Raw genomic sequence first — 22,794 nt, forward strand, 5'->3', positions numbered from 1 at the left:
GCAGCGTGATTTCCGTTCCATCGTTTCGTTCGCAGGCACTGGCTCGCATGAATGATCTGTTGCGCTCGTTCGGGCGCGCGCTCGCAAGCGCGTTGCATCCGCGCATGCTCTGGCTCACCTTCAAACCTTTTATCGTCGCCACCGTCGGCTGGGGCGTGCTCCTGTGGTTCTTCTGGCAGACGCTGACCGGCGCGACCCGCACCTGGCTCGACGACTGGTCATTCACCGCCACGCTTTACCATCTGTTCGACCGGCTCGGTTTTTCGGCGCTGCACGCGGTCATCGCGCCATTCATCGTGATCGCGTTGGCGATCCCGCTGATCGTCGTCACGGTGCTGCTGCTGATCGCCATGCTGTCGATGCCGGCTGTGATCCGCTTTCTCGCTACGCGCCAGTTCGCCGAGCTCGAAATGCGGCGCGGCGGAACGTGGTACGGTAGCCTCGGGCAGGCGCTATGGGCCACGCTGCTGTGTCTCGTGCTGCTGATCGTCACACTACCGCTGTGGCTCGTGCCACCGTTCTTCGCGCTGATTCCGCCGCTTTTGTGGGGCTGGCTCACGTATCGCGTGATGACCTACGACGCGCTCGCGTTGCATGCGACGCGTGACGAACGGCGCGAACTCGTGCGGCGCCATCGGCTGCCGCTGCTGGCGATTGGCATCGTGAGCGGCCTGCTGGGTTCGGTGCCGACGCTGCTGTGGGCGTCGTCGGTATGGCTGATCGTGCTTTTCCCGGTGATCACGACGGTGACGATCTGGATTTACGCGCTCATTCTCGTGTTCTCGGCGCTATGGTTCGGCTACTACTGCCTGCGCGCGCTACAGCGTATGCGGGCGGAAGCGCCCGGCGGCGCGCGTGAGGTCGCGCCGGTTCCCTATTGATCCAACGAACGAGGCGGCAATGGCATTTGGCGTCATCATCATCGGCGATGAAATCCTGTCGGGCAGACGCGTCGACAAGCATCTGCCGAAGGTCATCGAATTGCTCGGCGCGCGCGGGCTGTCGCTCGGCTGGGCGGAGTATATCGGCGACGATCCTGAGCGCATCACGGCGACGCTGCGGCGCACCTTCGCGTCGGGCGACATCGTCTTCTCGACGGGCGGCATCGGCGCGACTCCGGATGACCACACGCGCCAGTGCGCGGCGGCCGCGCTCGGCGTGCCGCTCGAGTTGCATCCGCAGGCCGCGAAGTTGATTCAGGAGCGCATCCGCGACATGTATCCGGCGAACGCGCCGACGCCGCTCGATCTGAACTCGCCCGAAAACCGGCATCGCCTGAATATGGGCACGTACCCGCAGGGCGCCGAAATCATTCCGAACGGCTATAACAAGATTCCGGGCTTTTCGATCCGCCAGCACCATTTCGTACCGGGTTTCCCGGTGATGGCCTGGCCGATGATCGAATGGGTGCTCGATACGCAGTACGCGCATCTGCATCACTCGATACCGCACGCTGAAAAATCACTGCTGGTGTTCGAATTGCCGGAGTCGCGCGTGACGCCGCTGATGGAAAAAATCGAGCACGATTTCCCGGGCGTGCGGGTATTCAGTCTGCCGAGTGTCGGCGATGCGGAGCGCGGCGGCGTGTATGCGCGGCATCACATCGATCTCGGCGTGAAGGGGGAGCCGGAAGCCGTCGCCGCGGCGTTCGTGAAGCTGCGCGAGGGAGTGCATCTGCTCGGTGGCGATATCGTCGAGCCTGAAGCAGCGATAGCAGCGGCGGCCGCGGGCAAGCCGCGAAGCTGAGTGCTCAATGGAAGTAGCCCGGCTGCAGGGGGCCGCGACATCGAAGTGTCACCCCTGCGCCGACGATACGATCAATGGATGGTCGGCGCGTCCTATTCTGATTAGCTTGCTTCAGCCGTGCTCCACGGGCTTCCGCTTGCGCGGGCAGTGCGTTCCCGGCATCAAGCGCCGATCCACGGCAAGCCGCGGAAACACCATCCCGACACGGTCTTGCGATGCCCCTGGCTGTCCTTGTCGCCTTCGAAGCCTTCCAGCAGGTCATACGCTTTCGTGAACCCGGCTTGGGTCGCGGCGATCGCAGCGAGCTTCGAGCGCGCGGCACTGCGGCACAGAAACAGGACCGGCGTGTCGGGCGTCGCCACCTGCGCGAGTTGCTGCACGAATTCCTGATTGGGCACCGCGCCCGGATAGCGCGTCCATTCAACGTGCGCGTATTGTCCGTCGCCGACCACTGGACGGCCGACCCAGTCGAGTTCGGCGCGGGTACGCACGTCGACGAGACGCGTGCGGGGATCGAGCTGGAGCAGTTCAAACGCCTCGGCCGGCGACAACGCGCCCGCGTAGGGCAGCTGGTTCTCGGTGCGGCGGGCGTCCGCCTGCGCGTAAAGCTGTTCGAGCTTACTCATGAGCGTCAGTCTCCTTCGGACCAAATGATCATTTTAGCGCGGCAGGCGCTGCGCAGATGTGTGTAGACTGGACGACGCCGGCCAGTCGGCGGACATGCCTCAGACCTCGATGCGCAAAGGTGGTGCATTTTGTCCCGTTTGCACCAAAATGGAAAGTGCAGTGATTTCCAAAGCGGTGAATGCACAAAACTGGTGCTTTACAATGTGCGGACATTTGTTCGCCCACCCGTCCACACCGTGCGCGTGGTCCGCGAAGATAAGCGCAGCAACGGTGTGCGCCGGATCGGCGCCTGCCGGCCTCAGAGATGGCACACTATCTGCTTTATCGGTGCCGATCGATTTGCTCCGGCAGAATTTTCGCTTTGCGACGCCGCATAGGTGGACGCGCCGGGACGGGTCAGCTAGATTGGGCGGCGGCTGAAATCCGCCGAATTTATTAATCAGGAGATAGGTTATGAGTAAATCCGTGGCCGACGTCATTCAACTCGTCAAGGACGAAGACGTCAAGTTTGTCGACTTCCGTTTCACCGACACGCGCGGCAAAGAGCAACACGTTTCGGTGCCGGTGTCGGCATTCGATGAAGACAAGTTCGAAAGCGGCCATGCGTTTGACGGTTCGTCGATTGCCGGCTGGAAGGGCATCGAGGCATCGGACATGTTGCTGGTCCCGGACGCGAACACGGCCTTCATCGACCCGTTCTACGAAGAGTCGACCCTCGTGCTGACTTGCGACGTCGTCGAACCGGCTGACGGCAAGGGCTACGAGCGCGACCCGCGCTCGCTCGCGAAGCGCGCCGAAGCGTACCTGAAGAGCTCGGGCCTCGGCGATACCGCATACTTCGGTCCGGAACCGGAATTCTTCATTTTCGATTCGGTCCAGTGGAACACGGACCAGTCGGGCTGCTTCATCAAGATCGGTTCGGAAGAAGCACCGTGGTCGTCGGCGAAGGAATTCGAAGGCGGCAACACCGGCCACCGTCCGGGCACGAAGGGCGGCTACTTCCCGGTCGCGCCGGTCGACACGTTCCAGGACATCCGCTCGGAAATGTGTCTGCTGCTCGAGCAGATCGGCATCCCGGTCGAAGTGCACCACCACGAAGTGGCGGGCCAGGGCCAGAACGAAATCGGCACCAAGTTCTCGACGCTCGTGCAGCGTGCTGACTGGCTGCAGCAGATGAAGTACATCATCCACAACGTCGCGCACACGTACGGCAAGACGGCGACGTTCATGCCGAAGCCGGTCGTTGGCGACAACGGTTCGGGCATGCACGTTCACCAGTCGATCTGGAAGGACGGCCAGAACCTGTTCGCGGGCAACGGCTACGCAGGTCTGTCGGAATTCGCGCTGTTCTACATCGGCGGCATCATCAAGCACGCTCGCGCGCTGAACGCGATCACGAACCCGGGTACGAACTCGTACAAGCGTCTCGTGCCGCACTTCGAAGCACCGGTGAAGCTGGCTTACTCGGCTCGCAACCGTTCGGCATCGATCCGTATTCCGCACGTGTCGAACCCGAAGGGCCGCCGTATCGAAACCCGCTTCCCGGATCCGCTGGCGAATCCGTACCTGTGCTTCTCCGCGCTGATGATGGCGGGTCTGGACGGCGTGCAGAACAAGATTCACCCGGGCGAAGCCGCCGACAAGAACCTGTACGACCTGCCGCCTGAAGAGGATGCAAAGATCCCGACCGTGTGCGCAGGCCTCGATCAGGCGCTCGACGCGCTCGACGCGGACCGCGAATTCCTGACGCGCGGTGGCGTGTTCACGGATTCGATGCTCGACGCGTACATCGAACTGAAGACGACGGAACTGCAACGTTATCGTCAGTCGGTGCACCCGATCGAATTCGAAATGTACTACTCGCTGTAAGCGGCCATGGCGCTTTGCCCTTTATCCGGCGAAGCGCTTTGCCCGACGCTCGCGATCGGTCACGAAGGGACGGCGGCGCCGTCCCTTTTTCGTTAGGCCGTACGCACGGCCGGCCGCGCGCGGGCAATCTGCAATTCGAAGAAGCATAAAAAAGCAGCACTCCTGATTTATCACCATCTCTCACCGGCCAGACTGCAAGATGGTTCTGAAAAATCTGATCAAGGCAAGGAAAGGACACGAACAGACGCTGTCGGACGACGCGCAGCTCGTGAGCTCCGGGTTGCTGCCGGGCTTCGAGACGCTGCCGACCGTCGTGTTGGTGCTCGAAAAGCGCACGCTGCGCGTCGCGTTTGCGAATCCGTCGGCGGAGTCGATGCTCGAGATGTCGCGCCGGCAATTGACGCAGATGGCGTGGCCGGACATCTTCTCGAACGCGGACGAACTGATCGCGACGATTACCGCGATCGCCGCGCACCGTTTTCACGCGACGCATCTGGACGCCGTGCTGGAGCGTCCTGGCCACGAGCCGCTGCATGTGCATGCGATCGTCGGCTTTCTTGAAAGCGCACAGGACTACGTGCTGCTCGAACTGTTCGAGAACGAACGGCATCTGCGCACCGACCGCGAGGAGCGCATCAACGATCTGACGGCGGTCAACAAGCATCTGATCCGTAACCTCGCGCACGAGATCAAGAATCCGCTAGGCGGCATTCGCGGTGCCGCGCAGTTGCTGGAGTTCGAACTCGGCGAGCGTCAGCGCGACGAGTTGCGCGAGTACACCCAGGTCATCATCAAGGAATCGGACCGGCTGCAGACGCTGGTCGACCGTTTGCTCGAACCGCACCGGCATCCGCATATCGTCGGCGATGTGAACATTCACGAGGTGTGCGAGCGCGTGCGTCAGGTGATTCTCGCTGAGTTTCCGCGCGGTCTGACGATCGAGCGCGACTACGACGTCAGCGTGCCGGACCTGCGCGGCGACAAGGAACAGCTGATCCAGGCGCTGCTGAACATCGTGCGCAATGCGGCCGAGGCCTTGCGCGAGCGGATCTCGCAGGGCGACGCGCGCATCGAGTTGCGCACGCGCGTTGCGCGCAAGGTCACGATTTCAAAACGCCTGTGCAAGCTGGCACTGGACTTGCATATCATCGACAACGGCCCAGGCATTCCCGAAGAGATTCGTGACCGCATTTTCTATCCCCTCGTGTCGGGGCGCGAGGACGGCAGCGGTCTAGGTCTCACGCTCGCGCAGACCTTCGTGCAGCAGCATGATGGCCTGATCGAGGTGGACAGCCGGCCGGGCCATACCGAGTTTCAGATTCTGCTACCGCTCGACAGTTAGATACCACACGTATTTCAAGACTTCTGACCGACCTTTATGAAGCCGATCTGGATAGTAGACGACGATCAATCGATTCGCTGGGTGCTCGAGAAAGCGCTGGCGCGCGAGAACTTTGCGACGCGCAGCTTCGCGAATGTGCGCGAAGCGTCGGCCGCGCTCGATCACGACAGCCCGCAGGTGCTGGTCTCCGATATCCGCATGCCCGGCGGCTCCGGGCTCGAACTGCTGCAGACGGTACACGACAAGCTGCCGGGGCTGCCGGTCATCATCATGACCGCGTTTTCGGATCTCGATAGCGCGGTCGCCGCATTCCAGGGCGGCGCGTTCGAGTATCTCGCGAAGCCGTTCGACGTCGACAAGGCGGTCGAACTGATTCGCCGCGCGGTTGACGAAAGTATGCGCGGTGAGCAGACGTGGGACGAGCGCGTCGCCGAAGCGCCCGAGATGCTCGGCCAGGCGCCGGCGATGCAGGACATGTTTCGTGCGATCGGCCGTCTGTCGCATTCGGCGGCCACCGTGCTCATTACCGGCGAATCAGGCACCGGGAAGGAACTGGTCGCGCGTGCGTTGCACCGACATAGCCCACGCGCGAACGGTCCCTTCATCGCACTGAACACGGCCGCGATTCCGAAGGATCTGCTGGAGTCCGAGCTGTTCGGTCACGAGCGCGGCGCCTTTACCGGCGCGCAGGCGATGCGCCAGGGCCGCTTCGAGCAGGCCGAAAACGGCACGCTCTTTCTCGATGAAATCGGCGACATGCCGTTCGATCTGCAGACGCGTCTGTTGCGCGTGCTGTCGGACGGGCAGTTCTATCGCGTGGGCGGCCACAATCCGTTGCGGGCGAACGTGCGCGTGATCGCGGCGACGCACCAGAATCTCGAAACGCGCGTGCGCCAGGGGCTGTTTCGCGAAGACCTGTATCACCGTCTCAACGTGATCCGTCTGCGCTTGCCCGCGCTGCGCGAGCGCAGCGAGGATATACCGCTGCTCACGCGACACTTCCTGCAGAAGAGTGCGCGCGATCTCGGTGTCGAACCGAAGCGCGTGTCCGAACAGGCGCTCGCGTACCTCGCGGCGCTGCCGTTTCCGGGCAACGTGCGGCAACTGGAAAATCTCGCGAACTGGCTCACCGTGATGGCGCCTGCGCAGACGATCGAGATCAAGGATCTGCCGCCCGATCTCGGTCCCGCGCAGGTCGGCGCGGGCGATGCCGCGGCCGGCGCGACCGTGGATGGCGCCGCGCCGGCCAGCGCAGGATTCGCGGGTGGCGGCACGTTGTTGCATGCGTCTAACGCGGCCGGTGTGACGGTGGCGAACGCACTGAGCGCGTGGGAAGGCGGCTTGCGCACCGAAGTCGCGCGCATGCTGCGCGAGAACGCGGCTGACGTGATGGACGAACTGGCGCGCCGTTTCGAGGCAGCCGTGATCCGCGAGGCGCTCGACTTCACGCGCGGCCGCAAGGTCGAGGCAGCAGAGCGGCTTGGCATCGGCCGCAACACGATTACGCGCAAGATTCAGGAGCTCAACCTGGAGCCGTGACGCGCTGGTGTCGAGCGATTCGCGCAGCGCAGGCGAGGGCGGCTCCGGCCGCCGTTGTCGTTTCCGGATCGAGTCTCGCACCGAACGGGCAAACACCGCGCACAAGGCATAATCAACGCTGATCCGATCCGACAGCCGACGATGCCTGCTTCTTCCGCCTCTCCCACCGCGTTCGAGTGGCCGCTTTCTCCCGATCCCTTCCTGTCGCTCGAAGCGCTCGACGACGCTGACGCGCTCGCATGGGTCGCCGCGCAGAATGCGCGCACATGCGCCGCGTGGTGCAGCGGCGAGTCGTTCGATACGCTCAGGCGCCGGCTCGCCGACGCCTATCTACCGCGCGAGCGTCCGGTGATTCCCGATCGGTGGAAGGATTGGGCCTACGATCTGTGGCAGGACGAGCGCAATCCGCGCGGCATCTGGCGGCGCACCGCGTGGGCCGCATGGCGCGGCGGCGCGCCGGTGTGGCAGAACCTGCTCGACTTCGACGCGCTCGGCGCGGCCGAAGGCACACCGTGGGTGTGCGTCGATCTCGACATTCTTTATCCGGACGGTGACCGCGCGCTGATCACGATGTCGCCGGGCGGCTCGGACGCGCTCGTCGTGCGCGAGTTCGATCTCGATGCCCGGCGTTTCATCGACGACGGCTTCGCGATCGCGAAGGCGGGCAAGCACACGGTGTCGTGGATCGATCGCGAGACGGTGTACGTCGGCTGGGACAATGGCCGCAAGACGCTGACGCGCTCCGGCTATCCGCGCGACGTGCGGCGCTGGACGCGCGGCACAGCACTCGCCGATGCACCCGTCGTGTTTCGCGGCGAGTTCGACGACATCGGCGTGGAGGCGCATTATGATCCGCTCGATCGCCGGCATACGGTGACGAGCAGCGTCGACTTTTTCGATTCGCACACGTATTACCTCGACGGCGGCAGCGACGCTTGGCATCGCTACGATGTGCCCTCGCACGTCGCGGTGGGTGCGTGGCAGGGCTGGCTGTTGCTCGAGCCGCGGCTCGACTGGGAATGCGAATGGGACGGCAGGCAGACGCATTATCCGGGCGGCGCGCTGCTCGCGATTCGCGAGGACGCGTTTCTGCGCGGCGAGCGCGACGTGACGCCGCTCTTCACGCCGACGCCGCTCACGTCGGCGTGCGAGTGGTCGCATACGCGCCATCATCTGATCGTGGCGTATCTCGACGACGTACGCAGCAAGACGCTGATCTGGACGCCGTCGCAGCGCGAGGACGGCGCGTGGCAGTGGCGCGAGCGCGTGTTCGCGTCGCAGGGCGATGCGCAGATCGAGGTCTCGCCGGTCGAGTCGACGCTGAACGACGAAGTGTTCGTCGATACCGACGACTATCTGCAACCGCCCGCGTACTGGCTCTCCGATCTCGCGCGCGACGAGCCTGGCGAATGGGAGTTGCTCGACCGTTGGCCGGTTCAGTTCGACGCGGCGCGTTTGGCCGTGACACGCGGGCACGCAGTGTCGGCCGATGGCACGCGCGTGCCGTACACGGTGATCGGGCCGAAGCAGGCGCCGTCCTCGCCGGCCGATGCAAGGCCGACGCTTCCATGTCTGCTGAGCGGCTACGGCGGCTTCGCGATTCCGCTGCTGCCGAGCTATCTGACGGGGCAGGGCATCGGCTGGCTCGAACGCGGCGGCGTGTACGTGGTCGCGCATATCCGCGGCGGCGGCGAGTTCGGCACGCGCTGGCACACGGCGGCGCAGGGCGAGCATCGCCAGCGCGCGTTCGATGACTTTATCGCGGTCGCCGAAGCGCTGATCGCGACCGGCCTGACGAGCGCCGCACAGCTCGGCATTCAGGGCGGCAGCAACGGCGGGCTGCTGGTGGCTGCCTGCATGGTGCAGCGGCCGGAACTGTTCGGCGCGGTCGTGTGCGAGGTGCCGTTGCTCGACATGAGCCGCTATCATCTGCTGCATGCGGGTGCATCGTGGATCGACGAGTATGGCGACCCCGACGAGCCCGACGAAGCGCGCTCGCTTGCCGCGTATTCGCCGTATCACAACCTCGCGGCGGGCGTCGCGTATCCGCCAGTGCTATTCACGACATCGACCGCCGACGATCGCGTGCATCCCGGCCACGCGCGCAAGATGGCCGCGCGCATGCAGGCGCTGGGCGCGCAGAACGTGTGGTATCGGGAGAATACGGAAGGCGGGCACGGCGGCTCCGATGAGTTGGAGCAGGCCGAGCATGATGCGATGGTGTTCGGGTTCTTGTGGGGCGTGCTGGGCGGCGTATAAAGCAACACGGCGAGCCAGACAGCGCTGCCTGGCTTGCTCGTTGCACGCTGGATCAACCCAGTTGCGCGAACACCGGTGCGTGATCCGACGGCTGATCCCATTTGCGCGGCACCTTGTCGATGTCGCAGGCGGTGCAAATGTCGGAGAGCGCTTTCGACAGCAGGATGTGATCGATGCGCAGCCCCGCGTTGCGACGGAACGCCAACATCCGGTAATCCCACCACGAATAGATCTTTTCCTGCTGCTCGAACTGGCGAAACGCGTCGAGCAGACCGAGGCCGATGAGCCGCACGAATGCCGCGCGTTCCTCGGGCGACACGAGATTCTGACCTTCCCACGCTTTCGGATCGTGTACGTCGCGATCCTCCGGCGCGATGTTGTAGTCGCCGAGCAACGCGAGCTTCGGATGCGTCTTCATCTCGGTTGCGAGCCAGTCGTGCAGCGCGTCGAGCCAGCGCAGCTTGTACGCGAACTTGTCGGTGCCGGGCGCCTGGCCGTTCGGGAAATACGCGGAGATGATGCGCACGCCGTCGACGGTCGCCGCAATCACGCGTTGCTGCACATCCTCGAAACCGGGGATGTTGCGCACGATGCTGCTTTCGTCGACGTTCAAACCCTCGCGCACCAGAATGCCGACACCGTTATAGGTTTTCTGGCCAGCGTACCAGCTGCGATAGCCGACTGCCTCGAGCTCTGCGCGCGGGAATTTTTCGTCGGGGAGCTTCAGTTCCTGCAGGCACAGCACGTCGGCGCCGCTGCTGGCGAGCCAATCGATCACGTGTTGCTGGCGGACTTTGAGGGAGTTGACGTTCCAGGTGGCGATTTTCACGAAAATATCCGATGCGTGCGTGATGAGAGCAAGGGCGATTATAGCGGGGGCCACGCCGTTCACATGCCGAGACAGTAACGCCAGGGAAGCGGGATTGATCGTCACGCTAGCCCGAGCGCGTGACGCGACATTCGCCTCGCGGCGACGTCGTTTGAGTAATGTTCCGCGCAGGTGTTTGACGTTTCTCCACGGACCTTATATAATCTTTTTTCTCTGACGCGGGGTGGAGCAGTCTGGCAGCTCGTCGGGCTCATAACCCGAAGGTCGTAGGTTCAAATCCTACCCCCGCAACCAAAGCATTGTTGAAAGCCCGCAACGCGCAAGCCTTGCGGGCTTTTTGACTTTCAGCGCGTCGTCTTGCTTTTGGCGCTGGCCGCGTATGTGTGCGCGTCAACACCCTCACGACGATTCGCGCGTGATCGAGCCCTCGAGCTCATCGTCCTGTTCCCCAATCGCCCACTCCACCGCCGCTTGCGCATGCAACGCGGTGGTATCGAACACAGGCAGCACCGAATCTTCCGGCTTGATCAGCAGCGTGATCTCCGTGCAACCGAGTATCACCGCCTGCGCGCCGCGCGCGGCCAGATGTTCGATCACGCGTTGATAGACCTTGCGCGACGCGTCGTCCACGTTACCGTGACAGAGCTCGTCGTAAATGATGCGATGCACGTCCGCGCGCTCCTCGTCATCGGGCACGAGCGTCTCGAGCCCATAGCGCTCGCGTAGCCGGCCTGTATAGAACGTCTGCTCCATCGTATAGCGCGTGCCGAGCAGGCCCACCCGTTCGATGCCCGCCGCGCGCAGCGCGGCGCCGGTTGGATCGGCGATATGCAGGAACGGTACCGTGATCGCCCGCTCGATCGAATCGCACACGCGATGCATCGTGTTCGTCGCGAGAATCACGAGATCGGCCCCGCCGCGTTCGAGCTGGCGCGCGGCGGCGGCCATCTGTTCGCCGAGCGCGTGCCAGTCGCCGGCACGCTGGTTCGCCTCGATCGACGCGAAATCGACGCTCAGCAACAGGCTGCGCGCATTGTGATGGCCGCCGAGCCGCGCCTTCGCGTGGCGGTTCAGCAACCGGTAATACTCGCTGGATGACTCCCAGCTCATTCCGCCGATCACGCCGATCGTTTTCATCTGAGCGCTCCGTCGATGCAGGGCCGAAATGGCGAGTATAGGCGCGTCGCATCGCTCGCTGCCGGTACGGATTGCCCCGTGCGCGCCGGTACGCAGCGGCAACGCTATTCCCAACAAGCGCCCGCATTTTTCTGGCGCCGATAGAATCGTAGCGAGTCCGAACGCGAACAACGGGAGCGATACATGGATCTGATCATCCGCCGCGCGATGCTGCCGCGCAGCGCTACTCGGCTGAACTCGCAGCCGAGCCCGCCTCACCGGCAGCCTGTCGATATCGGCATCGAAGCGGGACGCATCGTTGCCGTCGAGCCGAACCTGACCGCGAGCGCGCGCGACGAAATCGACGCGGCCGGCTCGCTCGTCTCGCCGCCGTTCGTCGACCCGCATTTCCATATGGACGCGACGCTGTCGTACGGATTGCCCCGCGTGAACGCGTCGGGCACGCTGCTCGAAGGCATCGCGTTATGGGGCGAGCTGAAGCCCGAGCTCACGCAGCAAGCGTTGATCGAACGTGCGATGCAGTATTGCGACTGGGCCGTCGCGCGTGGCCTGCTCGCGATCCGCAGCCACGTCGACGTGTGCGATCCGCGTCTGCTTGCGGTCGAGGCGTTGCTCGAAGTGAAGCGCCGCGTCGCGCCGTATCTCGATCTGCAACTGGTCGCTTTTCCACAGGACGGTCTGCTGCGCAGCGCCGGTGCGTTCGACAATCTGAAACGCGCGATCGGCATGGGCGTCGACGTGGTCGGCGGCATTCCGCATTTCGAGCGCACGATGGCCGACGGCGCGCAGTCGGTGCGCATGCTGTGCGAGTACGCGGCCGAGCAGGGCCTGCGCGTCGACATGCATTGCGACGAATCGGACGATCCGCTGTCGCGCCACATCGAAACGCTCGCGGCTGAGACGCACCGGCTCGGCTTGCACGGACGCGTCACCGGTTCGCATCTGACGTCGATGCATTCGATGGACAACTACTACGTCAGCAAGCTGCTGCCGCTGATGCGCGAGTCTGGCGTCGCGGCGATCGCGAATCCGCTCATCAACATCACGCTGCAAGGCCGCAGCGATACGTACCCGAAACGGCGCGGCATGACGCGCGTCCCGGACATGCTGGCAGCGGGCATCACGGTCGCATTCGGCCACGACTGCGTGATGGACCCGTGGTACAGCCTGGGTTCGGCCGACATGCTCGAAGTCGCGCAAATGGGCCTGCATGTGGCGCAGATGACGAGCGTCGACGGCATGCACGCGTGTTTCGATGCGGTGACGGTGAACGCGGCGCGCATTCTCGGTCTGGAAGGCTACGGCATCGCGCCCGGATGCGCGGCCAATCTCGTCGTGCTCGATGCGCGCGACGAAGTCGAGGCGATCCGTCTGCGCGCCGCGCGGCTTGCGGTCGTGAGCCGGGGCAGGGTGGTGAGTCGCGCGCCGGCCGCGCGAGCGTCGTTATCGCTCGAAGGGCGGCCCGAGCAGATCGACTTCAAGCTGTATCGCGCGTAGCGAGGTATTTCGCGCATGAATGAAAAACCGGCGATCCGCTTGCGCGGACCGCCGGTTTTTTATTGGCATCAAGCGATCGTTGCGACGCTTGAATTGCTCAGTGAGCGGCGCCCGGCGCCATGCCGTTGTGCCGCAGCAGCGCATCGATATTCGGCTCGCGGCCGCGGAACGCCTTGAACGATTCCATCGCCGGACGGCTGCCGCCCACTTCGAGGATCTCGCGCCGATAACGCATGCCGGTCGTCTGGTCGAGCACGCTGCCCTCGGCTTGCGCGGCTTCCTCGAATGCCGCATACGCGTCGGCAGACAGCACTTCCGCCCACTTGTAGCTGTAGTAGCCGGCCGCGTAACCGCCCGCGAAAATATGGCTGAACGTATTCGGCCAACGCGAGAACGACGCTTGCGGCACGACGTGGAAGCGCTCGTTGATCTCGCGCGCGAGTTCGTTGGCGCTCTTCGCGCCGTTCGCGTCGAAGCCCGTGTGCAGTTGCATGTCGAACATCGAGAACACGATCTGTCGCAGCGTGCCTATGCCGCTCTGGAAGTTCTTCGCGGCGAGCATCTTGTCGAACAGCTCGCGCGGCAGCGGCTTCGCGGTATCGACGTGCGAGGTCATGTCGGACAGCACGTCCCATTCCCAGCAGAAGTTCTCCATGAACTGCGACGGCAGTTCGACGGCATCCCATTCGACGCCGTTGATGCCCGATACCCCAAGTTCATCGACGCGTGTGAGCATGTGATGCAGACCGTGGCCGAACTCATGGAACAGCGTGATCACTTCGTCGTGCGTGAAGCAGGCGGGCTTGCCGCCGACCGGCGCCGAGAAATTGCACGTCAGATAGGCGACCGGCGTTTGCACGGCGCCGTGCGCGAGTTTGTGACGGCCGCGCGCGTCGTCCATCCAGGCGCCGCCGCGTTTGCCTTCGCGCGCATAGAGGTCGAGATAGAACTGTGCGACGAGGCCGCCGTCCTGATTCTCGACCCGGAAAAAGCGCACGTCCGGATGCCAGACGGCTGCTTCGTCGCGGCGGATGCGCACGCCGAACAGCGTCTCGGTGACCTTGAACAGACCCTTGAACACCGCGTCCTCGGGGAAGTACTGCTTCACTTCGTTTTCCGAGAACGAGTAGCGCTTCTGACGCAGACGCTCCGAGGCAAAGGTCATGTCCCACTGCTGCATGTCGGTCATGCCGAGCTCGGTCGCGGCGAATTCACGCAGCTCTTTCCAGTCCTGTTCCGCGTGCGGACGCGCGCGCCTCGCGAGGTCTTCGAGGAAGGCCATCACCTGCGCCGGTGACTCGGCCATTTTCGGCGCGAGCGACACTTCGGCGAAGTTGCCAAAGCCGAGCATCTGCGCTTCTTCGGCGCGCAGCTTCAGTTCGTCGGCGAGCACCTGCGTGTTGTCCCACTCGGGCTTGCCGTTGCCGTATTGCGCACCGAGCTCGGACGCGCGCGTCACGTACGCGCGATACATCGCTTCGCGCATCGGACGGTTTTCCGAGTACTGCATCACGGGGAAATACGAGGGGAAGTGCAGCGTGAACTTGTAGCCGGTCTTGCCGTCGCGCTCGGCGGCTTCCTTCGCGGCCGCGATCACGTCTTCGGGCAGACCCGCCAGTTGCGCTTCGTTGCCCGCGTCGACGACGTACGCATACGCGTTGGTCGCATCGAGCACGTGATCCGAGAACGCTTTCGACAACGCCGCCTGGCGTTCCTGCAATTCGGCGAAATGCGGCTTCTGGTCTTCCGGCAATTCGGCGCCGGACAGGCGGAAGTCGCGCAGCGCGTTGCTGAGGATCTTCTTGCGCTCGCCGCTCAGCGATTCAAATTCGTCGCTCGCGTTCAGTGCTTTGTACTTCTCGTAGAGCGCGAGATTCTGGCCGACGCTCGACCAGAACTCGGTCACGCGCGGCAGGTTTTCGCCGTACACGGCGCGCAACTCTGGCGTATCGGCGACGGCGTTCAGATGGCCGATCACGCTCCACGCGCGCGACAGCGGCTCGGTGGCGCGCTCGACCGGTTCGACGACGTCAGCCCAGGACGCGGGCGTGACCGGCAGCGCAGCGCGCTCGACCGCGGCCGTGGCATCGGCGAGCAATACGTCGAGGGCGGGCGTCACGTGTTCGGGGCGGATGTCGCCAAAGCGCGGCAGATCGGAAAAATCGAGGAGCGGGTTGTCTTGAGGCGTGGCGGTAGTGGACATAAGGCTTCCTGTCTGACGCGGGTGAAGGGGGCGGTGCGGCGGGTGCGCGTATCGTCTCGCGATGTGTTGCGCGACGCCCGGTGCGTGGCGGCACCGGATACGGACATTATTGGGGCGGGACGCGCCGATTCCAATCCATCGGCTGACAAATTAACAGATGTTGCGGTGCGCGGGGCGCGTTGGGGCGGGGTGCGAGCCGCGAATTCCGGCGGCGCGGCAATGAGGGTGGCAGCGAGAGAAACAGGCGAACGCGCGATGACAGGACAAACGAGACGGACGAGTCGCCTCGCTCCGCCTCTCACTCAGCGTCTGGCGATTACGCCTTCGCCGCATCCGCCTCGCGTTCGGCCGCCTCGATCGTGTTGACGAGCAGCATCGTGATCGTCATCGGGCCGACGCCACCCGGTACCGGCGTGATATGGCCAGCCACTTCCTTGACGCCCGCGAAGTCGACATCGCCGCACAGCTTGCCGGCGTCGTCGCGATTCATGCCGACGTCGATCACGGTCGCGCCCGGCTTCACCATGTCCGCGGTCAGGATGTTGCGCAGGCCGGTCGCGGCGACCACGACGTCCGCGTTGCGCGTGTGTGCGGCCAGGTCGCGCGTCTTGCTGTGGCAGATCGTGACGGTCGCGCCCGCTTCGAGCAGCAGCAGCGCCATCGGCTTGCCGACGATGTTCGAGCGGCCGATCACCACCGCGTTCGCGCCCTTCAGATCGATGCCGTAGGCCTCGAACATTTTCATCACGCCGTACGGCGTGCACGGACGGAACAGCGGCTGGCCGGTCATCAGCGCGCCCGCATTGGCAACGTGAAAGCCGTCCACGTCTTTCTCGGGCGCGATCGCCTCGATCACCTTGTGGCTGTCGATGTGCTTCGGCAGCGGCAGTTGCACGAGAATGCCGTGGATAGCCGGATCGCGGTTCAGCTCGTCGATGCGCGCGAGCAGGTCGGCTTCGGGCAGGTCGGCCGGATAGCGGTCGAACGACGAGCCGAGGCCGTTGTCGCGGCAGGCCTTCACCTTATTGCGCACATAGACTTCGCTGGCCGGATTGTCGCCGACCAGAATCACGGCGAGGCCCGGCTGATGGCCGCGGGCGGTCAGGGCGGCGGCGCGCGCGGCGACGTCGGCGCGCAGGGTCTGGGAGAGGGCGAGGCCGTCGATCAGTTTGGCAGTCATGGTCGGTCGAACGTTGGGTCGAGGTTGGGATCGTGGCGATCAGGTCGGGCGGGCGGTTTGGCCGACGGGCGAAGCGCTCGCGCGATCAGCGCGCGACGATGTGCTTCGGCTTGTCGACGCAGCCCGGTCGCGCAGCGACGGGGGCGCTGCCGGGCCGGGCGAGATGCCGCTGCGAAGTCCAACATTATACGGCGCGGGGGCGGCCTTTCGCAGTGGCTCTGGGGCGGCCGCCAGGCGCAGAGGAGCGTACAGAACGTGAGGCGTGGGGGCGCGTGACGGCGGGCAAGCGCACGCGGCCGGTGAGACAGGCCAGTCGCGCGCCGGAGCCATCGTCGGTCCGGCCGTCGCAGACCAGCCATGTAACGACGCAACGGCCCGTTTCAAGCGATGGGCCGTGTGTGCGGCGGTTACTGCGTCGTTTGCGGCTTGTTCGACAGCGCGAGTCGCAGCAGATCGGCGACCGTGTTGACGTTGAGCTTTTCCATGATGTTCGCGCGATGCGCTTCGACCGTCTTGATGCTGATGCCGAGGTCGTCGGCGATCTGCTTGTTCAGGCGGCCCGCGATGATCCGCTCGAGCACCTGATGCTCGCGCGCGGTCAGCTTGCCGAGGCGCTCGGCCGCGGCGCGCTGCTGTTGCACGCTGGTGCTTTCACTGCGCGCCTTGTCGAGCATGCGCTCGACGAGCTTGCGCAGCTCGGCTTCGTCGAACGGCTTCTCGATGAAGTCCATCGCGCCTTTTTTCATCGTCGACACCGCCATTGGCACGTCGCCGTGGCCCGTCACGAAGATGATCGGCAGCGACGCGTTGTCGGCGATCAGGCGTTCCTGCAGCTCGAGCCCGCTCATGCCCGACATCCGCACGTCGAGGATCAGACAAGCGATCTGGCCCGGGTGCTGATGCGGCTGCCATGCGTCGATGAACTGCTCGGCGCTGGAGAAGCACTGGACGCGATAGCCGTTCGCCTCCAGCAGCCAACGCAGCGAATCTCGCACGGCCTCGTCGTCATCGACGACAAAGACGGTTTCCTGAGTGGTGACTGGGCTGTTCATAGCTCTCCCGTAACGGTTTGTGGTGTCGGCGCCTCGGACCCACTGTTGCTCGGGCCGTCAGGCTCCCCAATAGGCAGACTGCAATGGAACGTGGCGCCGGTGACGTGGCCGTCGGATTCGACGTTATTGACCACCCACAGACGGCCGCGATGCGATTCGATGATCGAACGGCAAATGTTCAGCCCCATGCCCATGCCATCGGACTTGGTGCTGTAAAACGGTTCAAACAGACGCTCGGCGGTTGCTTCATCGACGCCCGGCCCCTGGTCGACGACGCTGATGCACACGAAGCCGCTCTCCAGCCGCACGACCACCCGGATCACCGGATCGACCGCGTTCGGGCGCGCTTCGGCCATCGCCTCGACGCCGTTCTTCAGCAGGTTCACGAGCACCTGCTCGATCAGCACCGGGTCGACGTAGATTACCGGCAGCCGCGAGCGCAAGTCGGTGACGATGCGAATCCGGCGCTTTCTCGCCTCGATTTCGGCGAGGCCCACCGCGTCCGCAACGATATCCGCGACGCGCGTGGCCTGGCGCTTCGGCTCGCTGCGCTTCACGAACTCGCGGATGCGCTTGATGATCATGCCGGCGCGCACCGCCTGTTGCGCGGTTTTTTCGAGCACCGGCAGCAGATTGTCGGGCGTCGTCCGACCGGATTTAACCAGTGCGACGGTTCCTGAGCAATAGTTATTGATCGCGGCGAGCGGCTGATTCAGCTCATGCGCGAGCGACGAGGCCATTTCGCCCATCGTCATCAATCGGCTCGTGAATTGAAGCTTCTCGTCCTGTTGGCGCGCCAGCTCCTGCGCGCGCTTGCGGGTCGTGATGTCGGTCGCGATCTGCATCTGCGCGAGATGGCCGTCGACCCACTGGATGTACTGGCGCCGGACCTCGAACCACTTCTGGATGCCCGCAATGTAGATTTCCTGCGCGTCGGCCGTGCTTTCGGTCAGCGCGGCGGCGGGCAGGCCGACAAAGGTGTCGACCATGTCGATCGAATCGGACGACGCCTGCGAGGCGTCAAAGCCGCCGCCCGCGAGCTCCAGGTGACCATCCGGGCGGATGCCGAACAGGTGCCGGTAGTAGCGGTTGGCGAACAGCAGCTCGGCTTCATCGGCGGCGAGCACGGACACGGCGGCATCGAGGCTTTCGAGCACGGTCGTGAAGCGTTCGTGGGCGGCGGCGAGCTCTTCGCGCGCGCGCTTGGGCTCGGTGATGTCGGTCATCGACGACATCCAGCCGGTCTGGCGGCCCGAGCTGTCGATCAGCGGCGACACGTAGAGCCGGGCGTGGAACGTGGAGCCGTCCTTGCGCCGCACGCGCAATTCGAAACCGGACGAGGGCGCCTTGCCGCGCAGTGTCATGTCGAGCTGGCGCTGCATTTCGGGGTACGCGTCGCGCGGCCAGTAAGCGAACGGTGCGCTCTTGCCGACGAGGTCGCTTTCGTCCCAGCCGGTCATCCGGCAAAACGCCGGGTTCACGTGCGTGATGCGGCCGTGCATGTCGAGCACGCGCATGCCGATCAGCACCGAGTTTTCCATGGCGCGGCGGAAGAACGCTTCCGCGTAGAGCGCCTGTTGCGCTTCGAAGCGCTGGCGCGTGTGCTTCCACAAGCTCCACAGACTCCACAGCACGAAGCAGGAGAGGCCGGCCACCAGCCACACCAGCGTGTTGTTCGTGAAGTTGGTGATCTGCGGGAACGCGTACACGCGCACCGAGATGCCCTGGCCCGGCGGGTCGAGCGGCAGGTCGTAGAACATGTCGCGCGGCAGGCGCGGGCGAGTCGAGGTGGTGGTCAACTCGCGGTTGTTGACGTCGATGATCGAGATCTTGTACTTCGCCGACAGCTCCGGCGGGATGTCGCGCTTCAGAATGCCTTCCACCGAGAAGACCGCCGCGATCGTGCCGAGGAAATCGCGATCGCGGAAGATCGGCGTCTGCAGCGTGATGAAGCCGTTGCCGAGGTCGTCGTAGATGAGCGGCGAGTACACCTGGCGGCGTGTGTTGCGCGCCTCGGCGAAACCGGCTCTGACCGCTTCGTCCATCTGCGCGTCATTGGGACGCGCGAGCCGCTGGCCGAGCACCGGCGGCGCGGCGTTGGGCCAGCGCGGCTGCTGCTGCGCCGTGTACCAGTTCATGTAGAGGATCTCAGGATGCCCCTGCATGATGTCCGCAGTGGTCACCTGGAAAGAATGCTCGTCGGCATGGCCGGTGGCGAGGTCGCGTGCGAGCGCCTGGATCTGCTCCTGGGCGCCCGTCATGGACAGGCGAATCTGCTGCTGCGCCCACGCGACGTTGCGGTAAAGCGTGTCTTCCTGCTGTTGCTGCTCGCGCCGGTTCAGACTCCACAGAATCAGGCTCATGACGACCAGGAACACCAGGATCGACAGGAGCGGCGTCAGCAAATAGGAATTGGACCACCAGGGGCCGTGGTGCCAGCGGGAGGACGGCGACGAATCCGCCGGCGAACCAGCGGTGCGCGCCGAGCGAGAGAAGAGCCGTTCGGTCAACATGCGTGGCATTGTAGCTCAGCACGTCCCCGACAAATGACGCAAAAAAGCACGGAATGTGCGGTTAATCGGCGCAAACTAGCCGACGGATCAGTCGATCGGCAGTCAAACCAGGTTGCGTTGCAGCAATTTTCCGCATTATGAGAATTGATCTCGTAATTTGAAAATTTGATTGCGCAGAGGTCGGGACCATTATTACAATCGGCCGGTGCTGCCGCGGCCTATCCTGCGTCCGCGATGTCTGTTCAAAGTGCGTTCCCCATTCCCAGGAGACGAGCATGTCCGCTGTACCCGACGAAGTCATGAAGTATGTCGCCGCCGATAAAGACGACGATCCCCAGGAAACCGGCGAATGGCTGGAAGCGCTGGATGGCGTGATTTCTGCTGTAGGCCCTGACCGTGCCCACTACCTGATCGAAAAGCAGATCGAGTTCGCACGCGTGCACGGCGAGCATCTGCCGTTCTCGGCCAACACCCCGTACATCAACACGATTCCGGTCGCGCGCCAGGCCAAGAACCCCGGCGACCAGGACGTCGAGCACCGCATCCGCTCGTACACGCGCTGGAACGCCATGGCGATGGTGCTGCGCGCAGGCAAGGAAACCAACGTCGGCGGCCATATCGCGTCGTTCGCATCGGCCGCCACGCTGTACGACGTCGGCTACAACCATTTCTGGCACGCGCCGTCGGCCGAGCACGGCGGTGATCTCGTGTTCGTGCAGGGCCACTCGTCGCCGGGCGTCTACGCGCGCGCGTTCCTGCTCGGCCGCCTGACCGAGAAGCAGCTCGACAATTTCCGCCAGGAAGTCGGCGGCGAGGGCATCTCGTCGTATCCGCACCCATGGCTGATGCCGGACTTCTGGCAATTCCCGACCGTGTCGATGGGCCTCGGCCCGATCATGGCGATCTACCAGGCGCGCTTTATGAAGTACCTGCAGGCGCGCGGCATCGCGAAGACCGAGGGCCGCAAGGTCTGGGCCTTCCTCGGCGACGGCGAGACCGACGAGCCGGAATCGCTCGGCGCGATCGGCATGGCCGGCCGCGAGCGTCTGGACAACCTCGTGTTCGTGATCAACTGCAACCTGCAGCGTCTCGACGGTCCGGTGCGCGGCAACGGCAAGATCATCCAGGAACTCGAAAGCGAATTCCGCGGCGCGGGCTGGAACGTCATCAAGGTCATCTGGGGCAGCCGCTGGGATGCACTGTTCGCGCGCGACAAGTCGGGCGTGCTGATGCGCCGCATGATGGAAGTGGTCGACGGCGAATACCAGACGTACAAATCAGAGTCGGGCGCCTTCGTGCGCGAGCACTTCTTCAACACGCCGGAGCTCAAGGCGCTGGTCGCCGACTGGTCCGACGACGACATCTGGAATCTGAACCGCGGCGGCCATGATCCGCACAAGATCTACGCAGCGTTCGCGGAGGCGTCGAATTCAAAGGGCCAGCCGACCGTCATCCTCGCGAAGACGATCAAGGGCTACGGCATGGGCGAAGCCGGCCAGGCGATGAACATCACCCACCAGCAGAAGAAGATGCAGGTGGAGCAGCTGAAGAAATTCCGCGACCAGTTCCGTCTGCCGATCACCGACGAACAGATCGTCGACGTGCCGTACCTGACGTTCGAGGAAGGCTCGAAGGAACTCGAGTACATGCGCCAGCGGCGTATGGACCTGGGCGGCTATCTGCCGGCGCGTCGTCAGAAGGCCGAGTCGCTGCCGGTGCCGGAACTGTCGGCATTCGAGCCGCTGTTGAAGGGCACGGGCGAAGGCCGCGAGATCTCCACGACGATGGCGTTCGTGCGGATCCTGAACATCCTGCTGAAGGACAAGGCGCTCGGCAAACGCGTCGTGCCGATCGTGCCGGACGAGTCCCGTACGTTCGGCATGGAGGGGCTGTTCCGTCAGATCGGTATCTGGAATCAGGACGGCCAGAAGTACGTGCCGGAAGATTCCGACCAGCTGATGTTCTACCGTGAGTCGGAGACCGGTCAGATCCTGCAGGAGGGCATCAACGAAGCCGGCGGCATGGCCGACTGGATCGCAGCCGCGACGTCGTACTCGACGCACGGCGAGATCATGATTCCGTTCTACATCTTCTACTCGATGTTCGGCTTCCAGCGCATCGGCGACCTCGCATGGGCGGCGGGCGACATGCGCTCGCGCGGCTTCCTGCTGGGCGGCACCGCGGGCCGCACGACGCTGAACGGCGAAGGTCTGCAGCACGAAGATGGCCATTCGCTGCTGTGGGCCGCCTCGGTGCCGAACTGCATCAGCTACGACCCGACGTTCGGCTACGAACTCGCGGTCATCATGCAGGACGGCCTGCGCCGCATGGTCGCCGAGCAGGAAGATGTGTACTACTACATCACGGTGATGAACGAGAACTACGAGCACCCCGCGATCCCGCAAGGCGAGAGCGTCGCCGCGGACATCATCAAGGGCATGTACTCGTTCCGCAAAGCCGAGGCCAGCACGAAGGCGCCGCACGTGCAGCTGATGGGCGCGGGCACGATCTTCAACGAAGTGATCGCCGCAGCCGACCTGCTGAAGAACGACTGGGGCGTCAACGCCGACCTGTGGAGCGTACCGAGCTTCACCGAGCTCGCGCGCGAAGGCCACGAAGTGCAGCGCTGGAATATGCTGCATCCGACCGAAGAGAAGAAGCTGTCGCACGTCGAGAAGCTGCTCAAGGATGCGCGCGGTCCGGTCATCGCATCGACCGACTACGTGCGCGCGCTGACCGAGCAGATCCGCGCGTTCGTGCCGCAGAGGTTCGTCGTGCTGGGCACCGACGGCTATGGCCGTTCGGACACGCGTGAGAAGCTGCGTCACTTCTTCGAAGTCGATCGCTACTGGGTCACGGTCGCCGCGCTCAACGCGCTGGCGGACGAAGGCACGATCGAACGCAAGGTGGTCGCCGACGCGCTGAAGAAGTACAACCTTGATCCCGCCAAACCCAACCCGATGACCGTCTAAGGCATCGCCCGTGTGCCATGGCGCACGCG

16 protein-coding genes and 1 tRNA gene are annotated in these 22,794 nt (G+C 64.3%); 9 read left to right on the forward strand and 8 right to left on the reverse strand.

Going from position 1 to position 22,794, the window contains the following annotated elements:
* The first annotated feature begins 47 nt into the window (after positions 1 to 47).
* Positions 48 to 881 (forward strand): EI24 domain-containing protein, encoded by an 834-nt coding sequence (locus LJ655_RS26810; protein WP_230564184.1) that lies wholly within the window; start codon positions 48 to 50, stop codon positions 879 to 881.
* A 19-nt stretch (positions 882 to 900) separates the two neighbouring features.
* Complete coding sequence (locus tag LJ655_RS26815) at positions 901 to 1,746, forward strand: competence/damage-inducible protein A (RefSeq protein WP_230564185.1); 846 nt, start codon at positions 901 to 903, stop codon at positions 1,744 to 1,746.
* 161 nt (positions 1,747 to 1,907) lie between these two features.
* On the opposite strand, the gene LJ655_RS26820 is transcribed toward LJ655_RS26815, so the two are convergent.
* Both LJ655_RS26820 and LJ655_RS26825 read right to left on the reverse strand, forming a co-directional pair.
* Complete coding sequence (locus tag LJ655_RS26820) at positions 1,908 to 2,372, reverse strand: rhodanese-like domain-containing protein (protein ID WP_230564186.1); 465 nt, start codon at positions 2,370 to 2,372, stop codon at positions 1,908 to 1,910.
* A 99-nt stretch (positions 2,373 to 2,471) separates the two neighbouring features.
* The gene (locus LJ655_RS26825; RefSeq protein WP_230564187.1) at positions 2,472 to 2,852 is read right to left on the reverse strand and encodes a hypothetical protein; all 381 of its coding nucleotides are present in this window, start codon (positions 2,850 to 2,852) and stop codon (positions 2,472 to 2,474) included.
* Between LJ655_RS26825 and glnA the strand changes: the two genes are divergently transcribed.
* From glnA to LJ655_RS26845, 4 genes are all read left to right on the forward strand, one after another.
* Positions 2,827 to 4,242 (forward strand): type I glutamate--ammonia ligase, encoded by a 1,416-nt coding sequence (gene glnA / locus LJ655_RS26830; RefSeq protein WP_230564188.1) that lies wholly within the window; start codon positions 2,827 to 2,829, stop codon positions 4,240 to 4,242. The two genes, LJ655_RS26825 and glnA, sit on opposite strands and share 26 nt — an antisense overlap.
* A 199-nt stretch (positions 4,243 to 4,441) precedes the next feature.
* Positions 4,442 to 5,584, forward strand: coding sequence for a nitrogen regulation protein NR(II) (glnL, locus tag LJ655_RS26835; protein WP_230564189.1), 1,143 nt, complete (start codon positions 4,442 to 4,444; stop codon positions 5,582 to 5,584).
* Between the two features lie 36 nt (positions 5,585 to 5,620).
* On the forward strand, positions 5,621 to 7,123 hold the full coding sequence (ntrC, locus tag LJ655_RS26840) for a nitrogen regulation protein NR(I) (RefSeq protein ID WP_230564190.1): 1,503 nt from the start codon (positions 5,621 to 5,623) through the stop codon (positions 7,121 to 7,123).
* 141 nt (positions 7,124 to 7,264) lie between these two features.
* Positions 7,265 to 9,382: a prolyl oligopeptidase family serine peptidase gene (locus LJ655_RS26845; RefSeq protein WP_230564191.1), complete on the forward strand. Its 2,118-nt coding sequence runs from the start codon at positions 7,265 to 7,267 to the stop codon at positions 9,380 to 9,382.
* A gap of 52 nt (positions 9,383 to 9,434) precedes the next feature.
* On the opposite strand, the gene xth is transcribed toward LJ655_RS26845, so the two are convergent.
* Positions 9,435 to 10,211: an exodeoxyribonuclease III gene (xth, locus tag LJ655_RS26850; protein WP_230564192.1), complete on the reverse strand. Its 777-nt coding sequence runs from the start codon at positions 10,209 to 10,211 to the stop codon at positions 9,435 to 9,437.
* Positions 10,212 to 10,428: 217 nt separating this feature from the next.
* Between xth and LJ655_RS26855 the strand changes: the two genes are divergently transcribed.
* Positions 10,429 to 10,505 (forward strand) — tRNA-Met (locus LJ655_RS26855).
* A gap of 105 nt (positions 10,506 to 10,610) precedes the next feature.
* Here LJ655_RS26855 and LJ655_RS26860 read toward each other — a convergent pair.
* Complete coding sequence (locus LJ655_RS26860; protein ID WP_230564193.1) at positions 10,611 to 11,348, reverse strand: aspartate/glutamate racemase family protein; 738 nt, start codon at positions 11,346 to 11,348, stop codon at positions 10,611 to 10,613.
* 183 nt (positions 11,349 to 11,531) lie between these two features.
* Between LJ655_RS26860 and LJ655_RS26865 the strand changes: the two genes are divergently transcribed.
* Positions 11,532 to 12,845 carry an amidohydrolase family protein gene (locus LJ655_RS26865; protein WP_230564194.1) on the forward strand — a complete coding sequence of 438 codons (1,314 nt, stop codon included), beginning with the start codon at positions 11,532 to 11,534 and terminating at the stop codon, positions 12,843 to 12,845.
* A 97-nt stretch (positions 12,846 to 12,942) separates the two neighbouring features.
* Here LJ655_RS26865 and LJ655_RS26870 read toward each other — a convergent pair whose 3' ends face one another.
* From LJ655_RS26870 to fixL, 4 genes are all read right to left on the reverse strand, one after another.
* Positions 12,943 to 15,048 (reverse strand): M3 family metallopeptidase, encoded by a 2,106-nt coding sequence (locus LJ655_RS26870; RefSeq protein ID WP_230564195.1) that lies wholly within the window; start codon positions 15,046 to 15,048, stop codon positions 12,943 to 12,945.
* Positions 15,049 to 15,364: 316 nt separating this feature from the next.
* On the reverse strand, positions 15,365 to 16,228 hold the full coding sequence (folD, locus tag LJ655_RS26875; protein ID WP_230564196.1) for a bifunctional methylenetetrahydrofolate dehydrogenase/methenyltetrahydrofolate cyclohydrolase FolD: 864 nt from the start codon (positions 16,226 to 16,228) through the stop codon (positions 15,365 to 15,367).
* Between the two features lie 407 nt (positions 16,229 to 16,635).
* Positions 16,636 to 17,280: an oxygen response regulator transcription factor FixJ gene (gene fixJ, locus LJ655_RS26880; RefSeq protein WP_230564197.1), complete on the reverse strand. Its 645-nt coding sequence runs from the start codon at positions 17,278 to 17,280 to the stop codon at positions 16,636 to 16,638.
* Positions 17,277 to 19,793 carry an oxygen sensor histidine kinase FixL gene (gene fixL / locus LJ655_RS26885; protein WP_230564206.1) on the reverse strand — a complete coding sequence of 839 codons (2,517 nt, stop codon included), beginning with the start codon at positions 19,791 to 19,793 and terminating at the stop codon, positions 17,277 to 17,279. The genes fixJ and fixL overlap by 4 nt, the downstream gene beginning before the upstream one ends.
* A 275-nt stretch (positions 19,794 to 20,068) precedes the next feature.
* Here fixL and aceE point away from each other — a divergent pair, with 275 nt between their 5' ends.
* A complete protein-coding gene (gene aceE / locus LJ655_RS26890) occupies positions 20,069 to 22,765 on the forward strand; it encodes a pyruvate dehydrogenase (acetyl-transferring), homodimeric type (protein ID WP_230564198.1) in 2,697 nt (898 codons plus the stop codon).
* The last annotated feature ends 29 nt before the right edge of the window (positions 22,766 to 22,794 follow it).

Source organism: Paraburkholderia translucens (assembly GCF_020881035.1).
GTDB lineage: Bacteria > Pseudomonadota > Gammaproteobacteria > Burkholderiales > Burkholderiaceae > Paraburkholderia > Paraburkholderia translucens.

What these genes read in the sequence shown, in the direction of transcription:
- LJ655_RS26860 (WP_230564193.1), bottom strand. Translation starts at nt 11,348, where the DNA reads ATGAAAACGATCGGCGTGATCGGCGGAATGAGCTGGGAGTCATCCAGC.
- LJ655_RS26815 (WP_230564185.1), top strand. Translation starts at nt 901, where the DNA reads ATGGCATTTGGCGTCATCATCATCGGCGATGAAATCCTGTCGGGCAGA.
- ntrC (WP_230564190.1), top strand. Translation starts at nt 5,621, where the DNA reads ATGAAGCCGATCTGGATAGTAGACGACGATCAATCGATTCGCTGGGTG.
- fixL (WP_230564206.1), bottom strand. Translation starts at nt 19,793, where the DNA reads ATGTTGACCGAACGGCTCTTCTCTCGCTCGGCGCGCACCGCTGGTTCG.
- LJ655_RS26820 (WP_230564186.1), bottom strand. Translation starts at nt 2,372, where the DNA reads ATGAGTAAGCTCGAACAGCTTTACGCGCAGGCGGACGCCCGCCGCACC.
- LJ655_RS26870 (WP_230564195.1), bottom strand. Translation starts at nt 15,048, where the DNA reads ATGTCCACTACCGCCACGCCTCAAGACAACCCGCTCCTCGATTTTTCC.
- glnA (WP_230564188.1), top strand. Translation starts at nt 2,827, where the DNA reads ATGAGTAAATCCGTGGCCGACGTCATTCAACTCGTCAAGGACGAAGAC.
- fixJ (WP_230564197.1), bottom strand. Translation starts at nt 17,280, where the DNA reads ATGAACAGCCCAGTCACCACTCAGGAAACCGTCTTTGTCGTCGATGAC.
- LJ655_RS26845 (WP_230564191.1), top strand. Translation starts at nt 7,265, where the DNA reads ATGCCTGCTTCTTCCGCCTCTCCCACCGCGTTCGAGTGGCCGCTTTCT.
- folD (WP_230564196.1), bottom strand. Translation starts at nt 16,228, where the DNA reads ATGACTGCCAAACTGATCGACGGCCTCGCCCTCTCCCAGACCCTGCGC.
- glnL (WP_230564189.1), top strand. Translation starts at nt 4,442, where the DNA reads ATGGTTCTGAAAAATCTGATCAAGGCAAGGAAAGGACACGAACAGACG.
- LJ655_RS26865 (WP_230564194.1), top strand. Translation starts at nt 11,532, where the DNA reads ATGGATCTGATCATCCGCCGCGCGATGCTGCCGCGCAGCGCTACTCGG.
- LJ655_RS26825 (WP_230564187.1), bottom strand. Translation starts at nt 2,852, where the DNA reads ATGACGTCGGCCACGGATTTACTCATAACCTATCTCCTGATTAATAAA.
- LJ655_RS26810 (WP_230564184.1), top strand. Translation starts at nt 48, where the DNA reads ATGAATGATCTGTTGCGCTCGTTCGGGCGCGCGCTCGCAAGCGCGTTG.
- aceE (WP_230564198.1), top strand. Translation starts at nt 20,069, where the DNA reads ATGTCCGCTGTACCCGACGAAGTCATGAAGTATGTCGCCGCCGATAAA.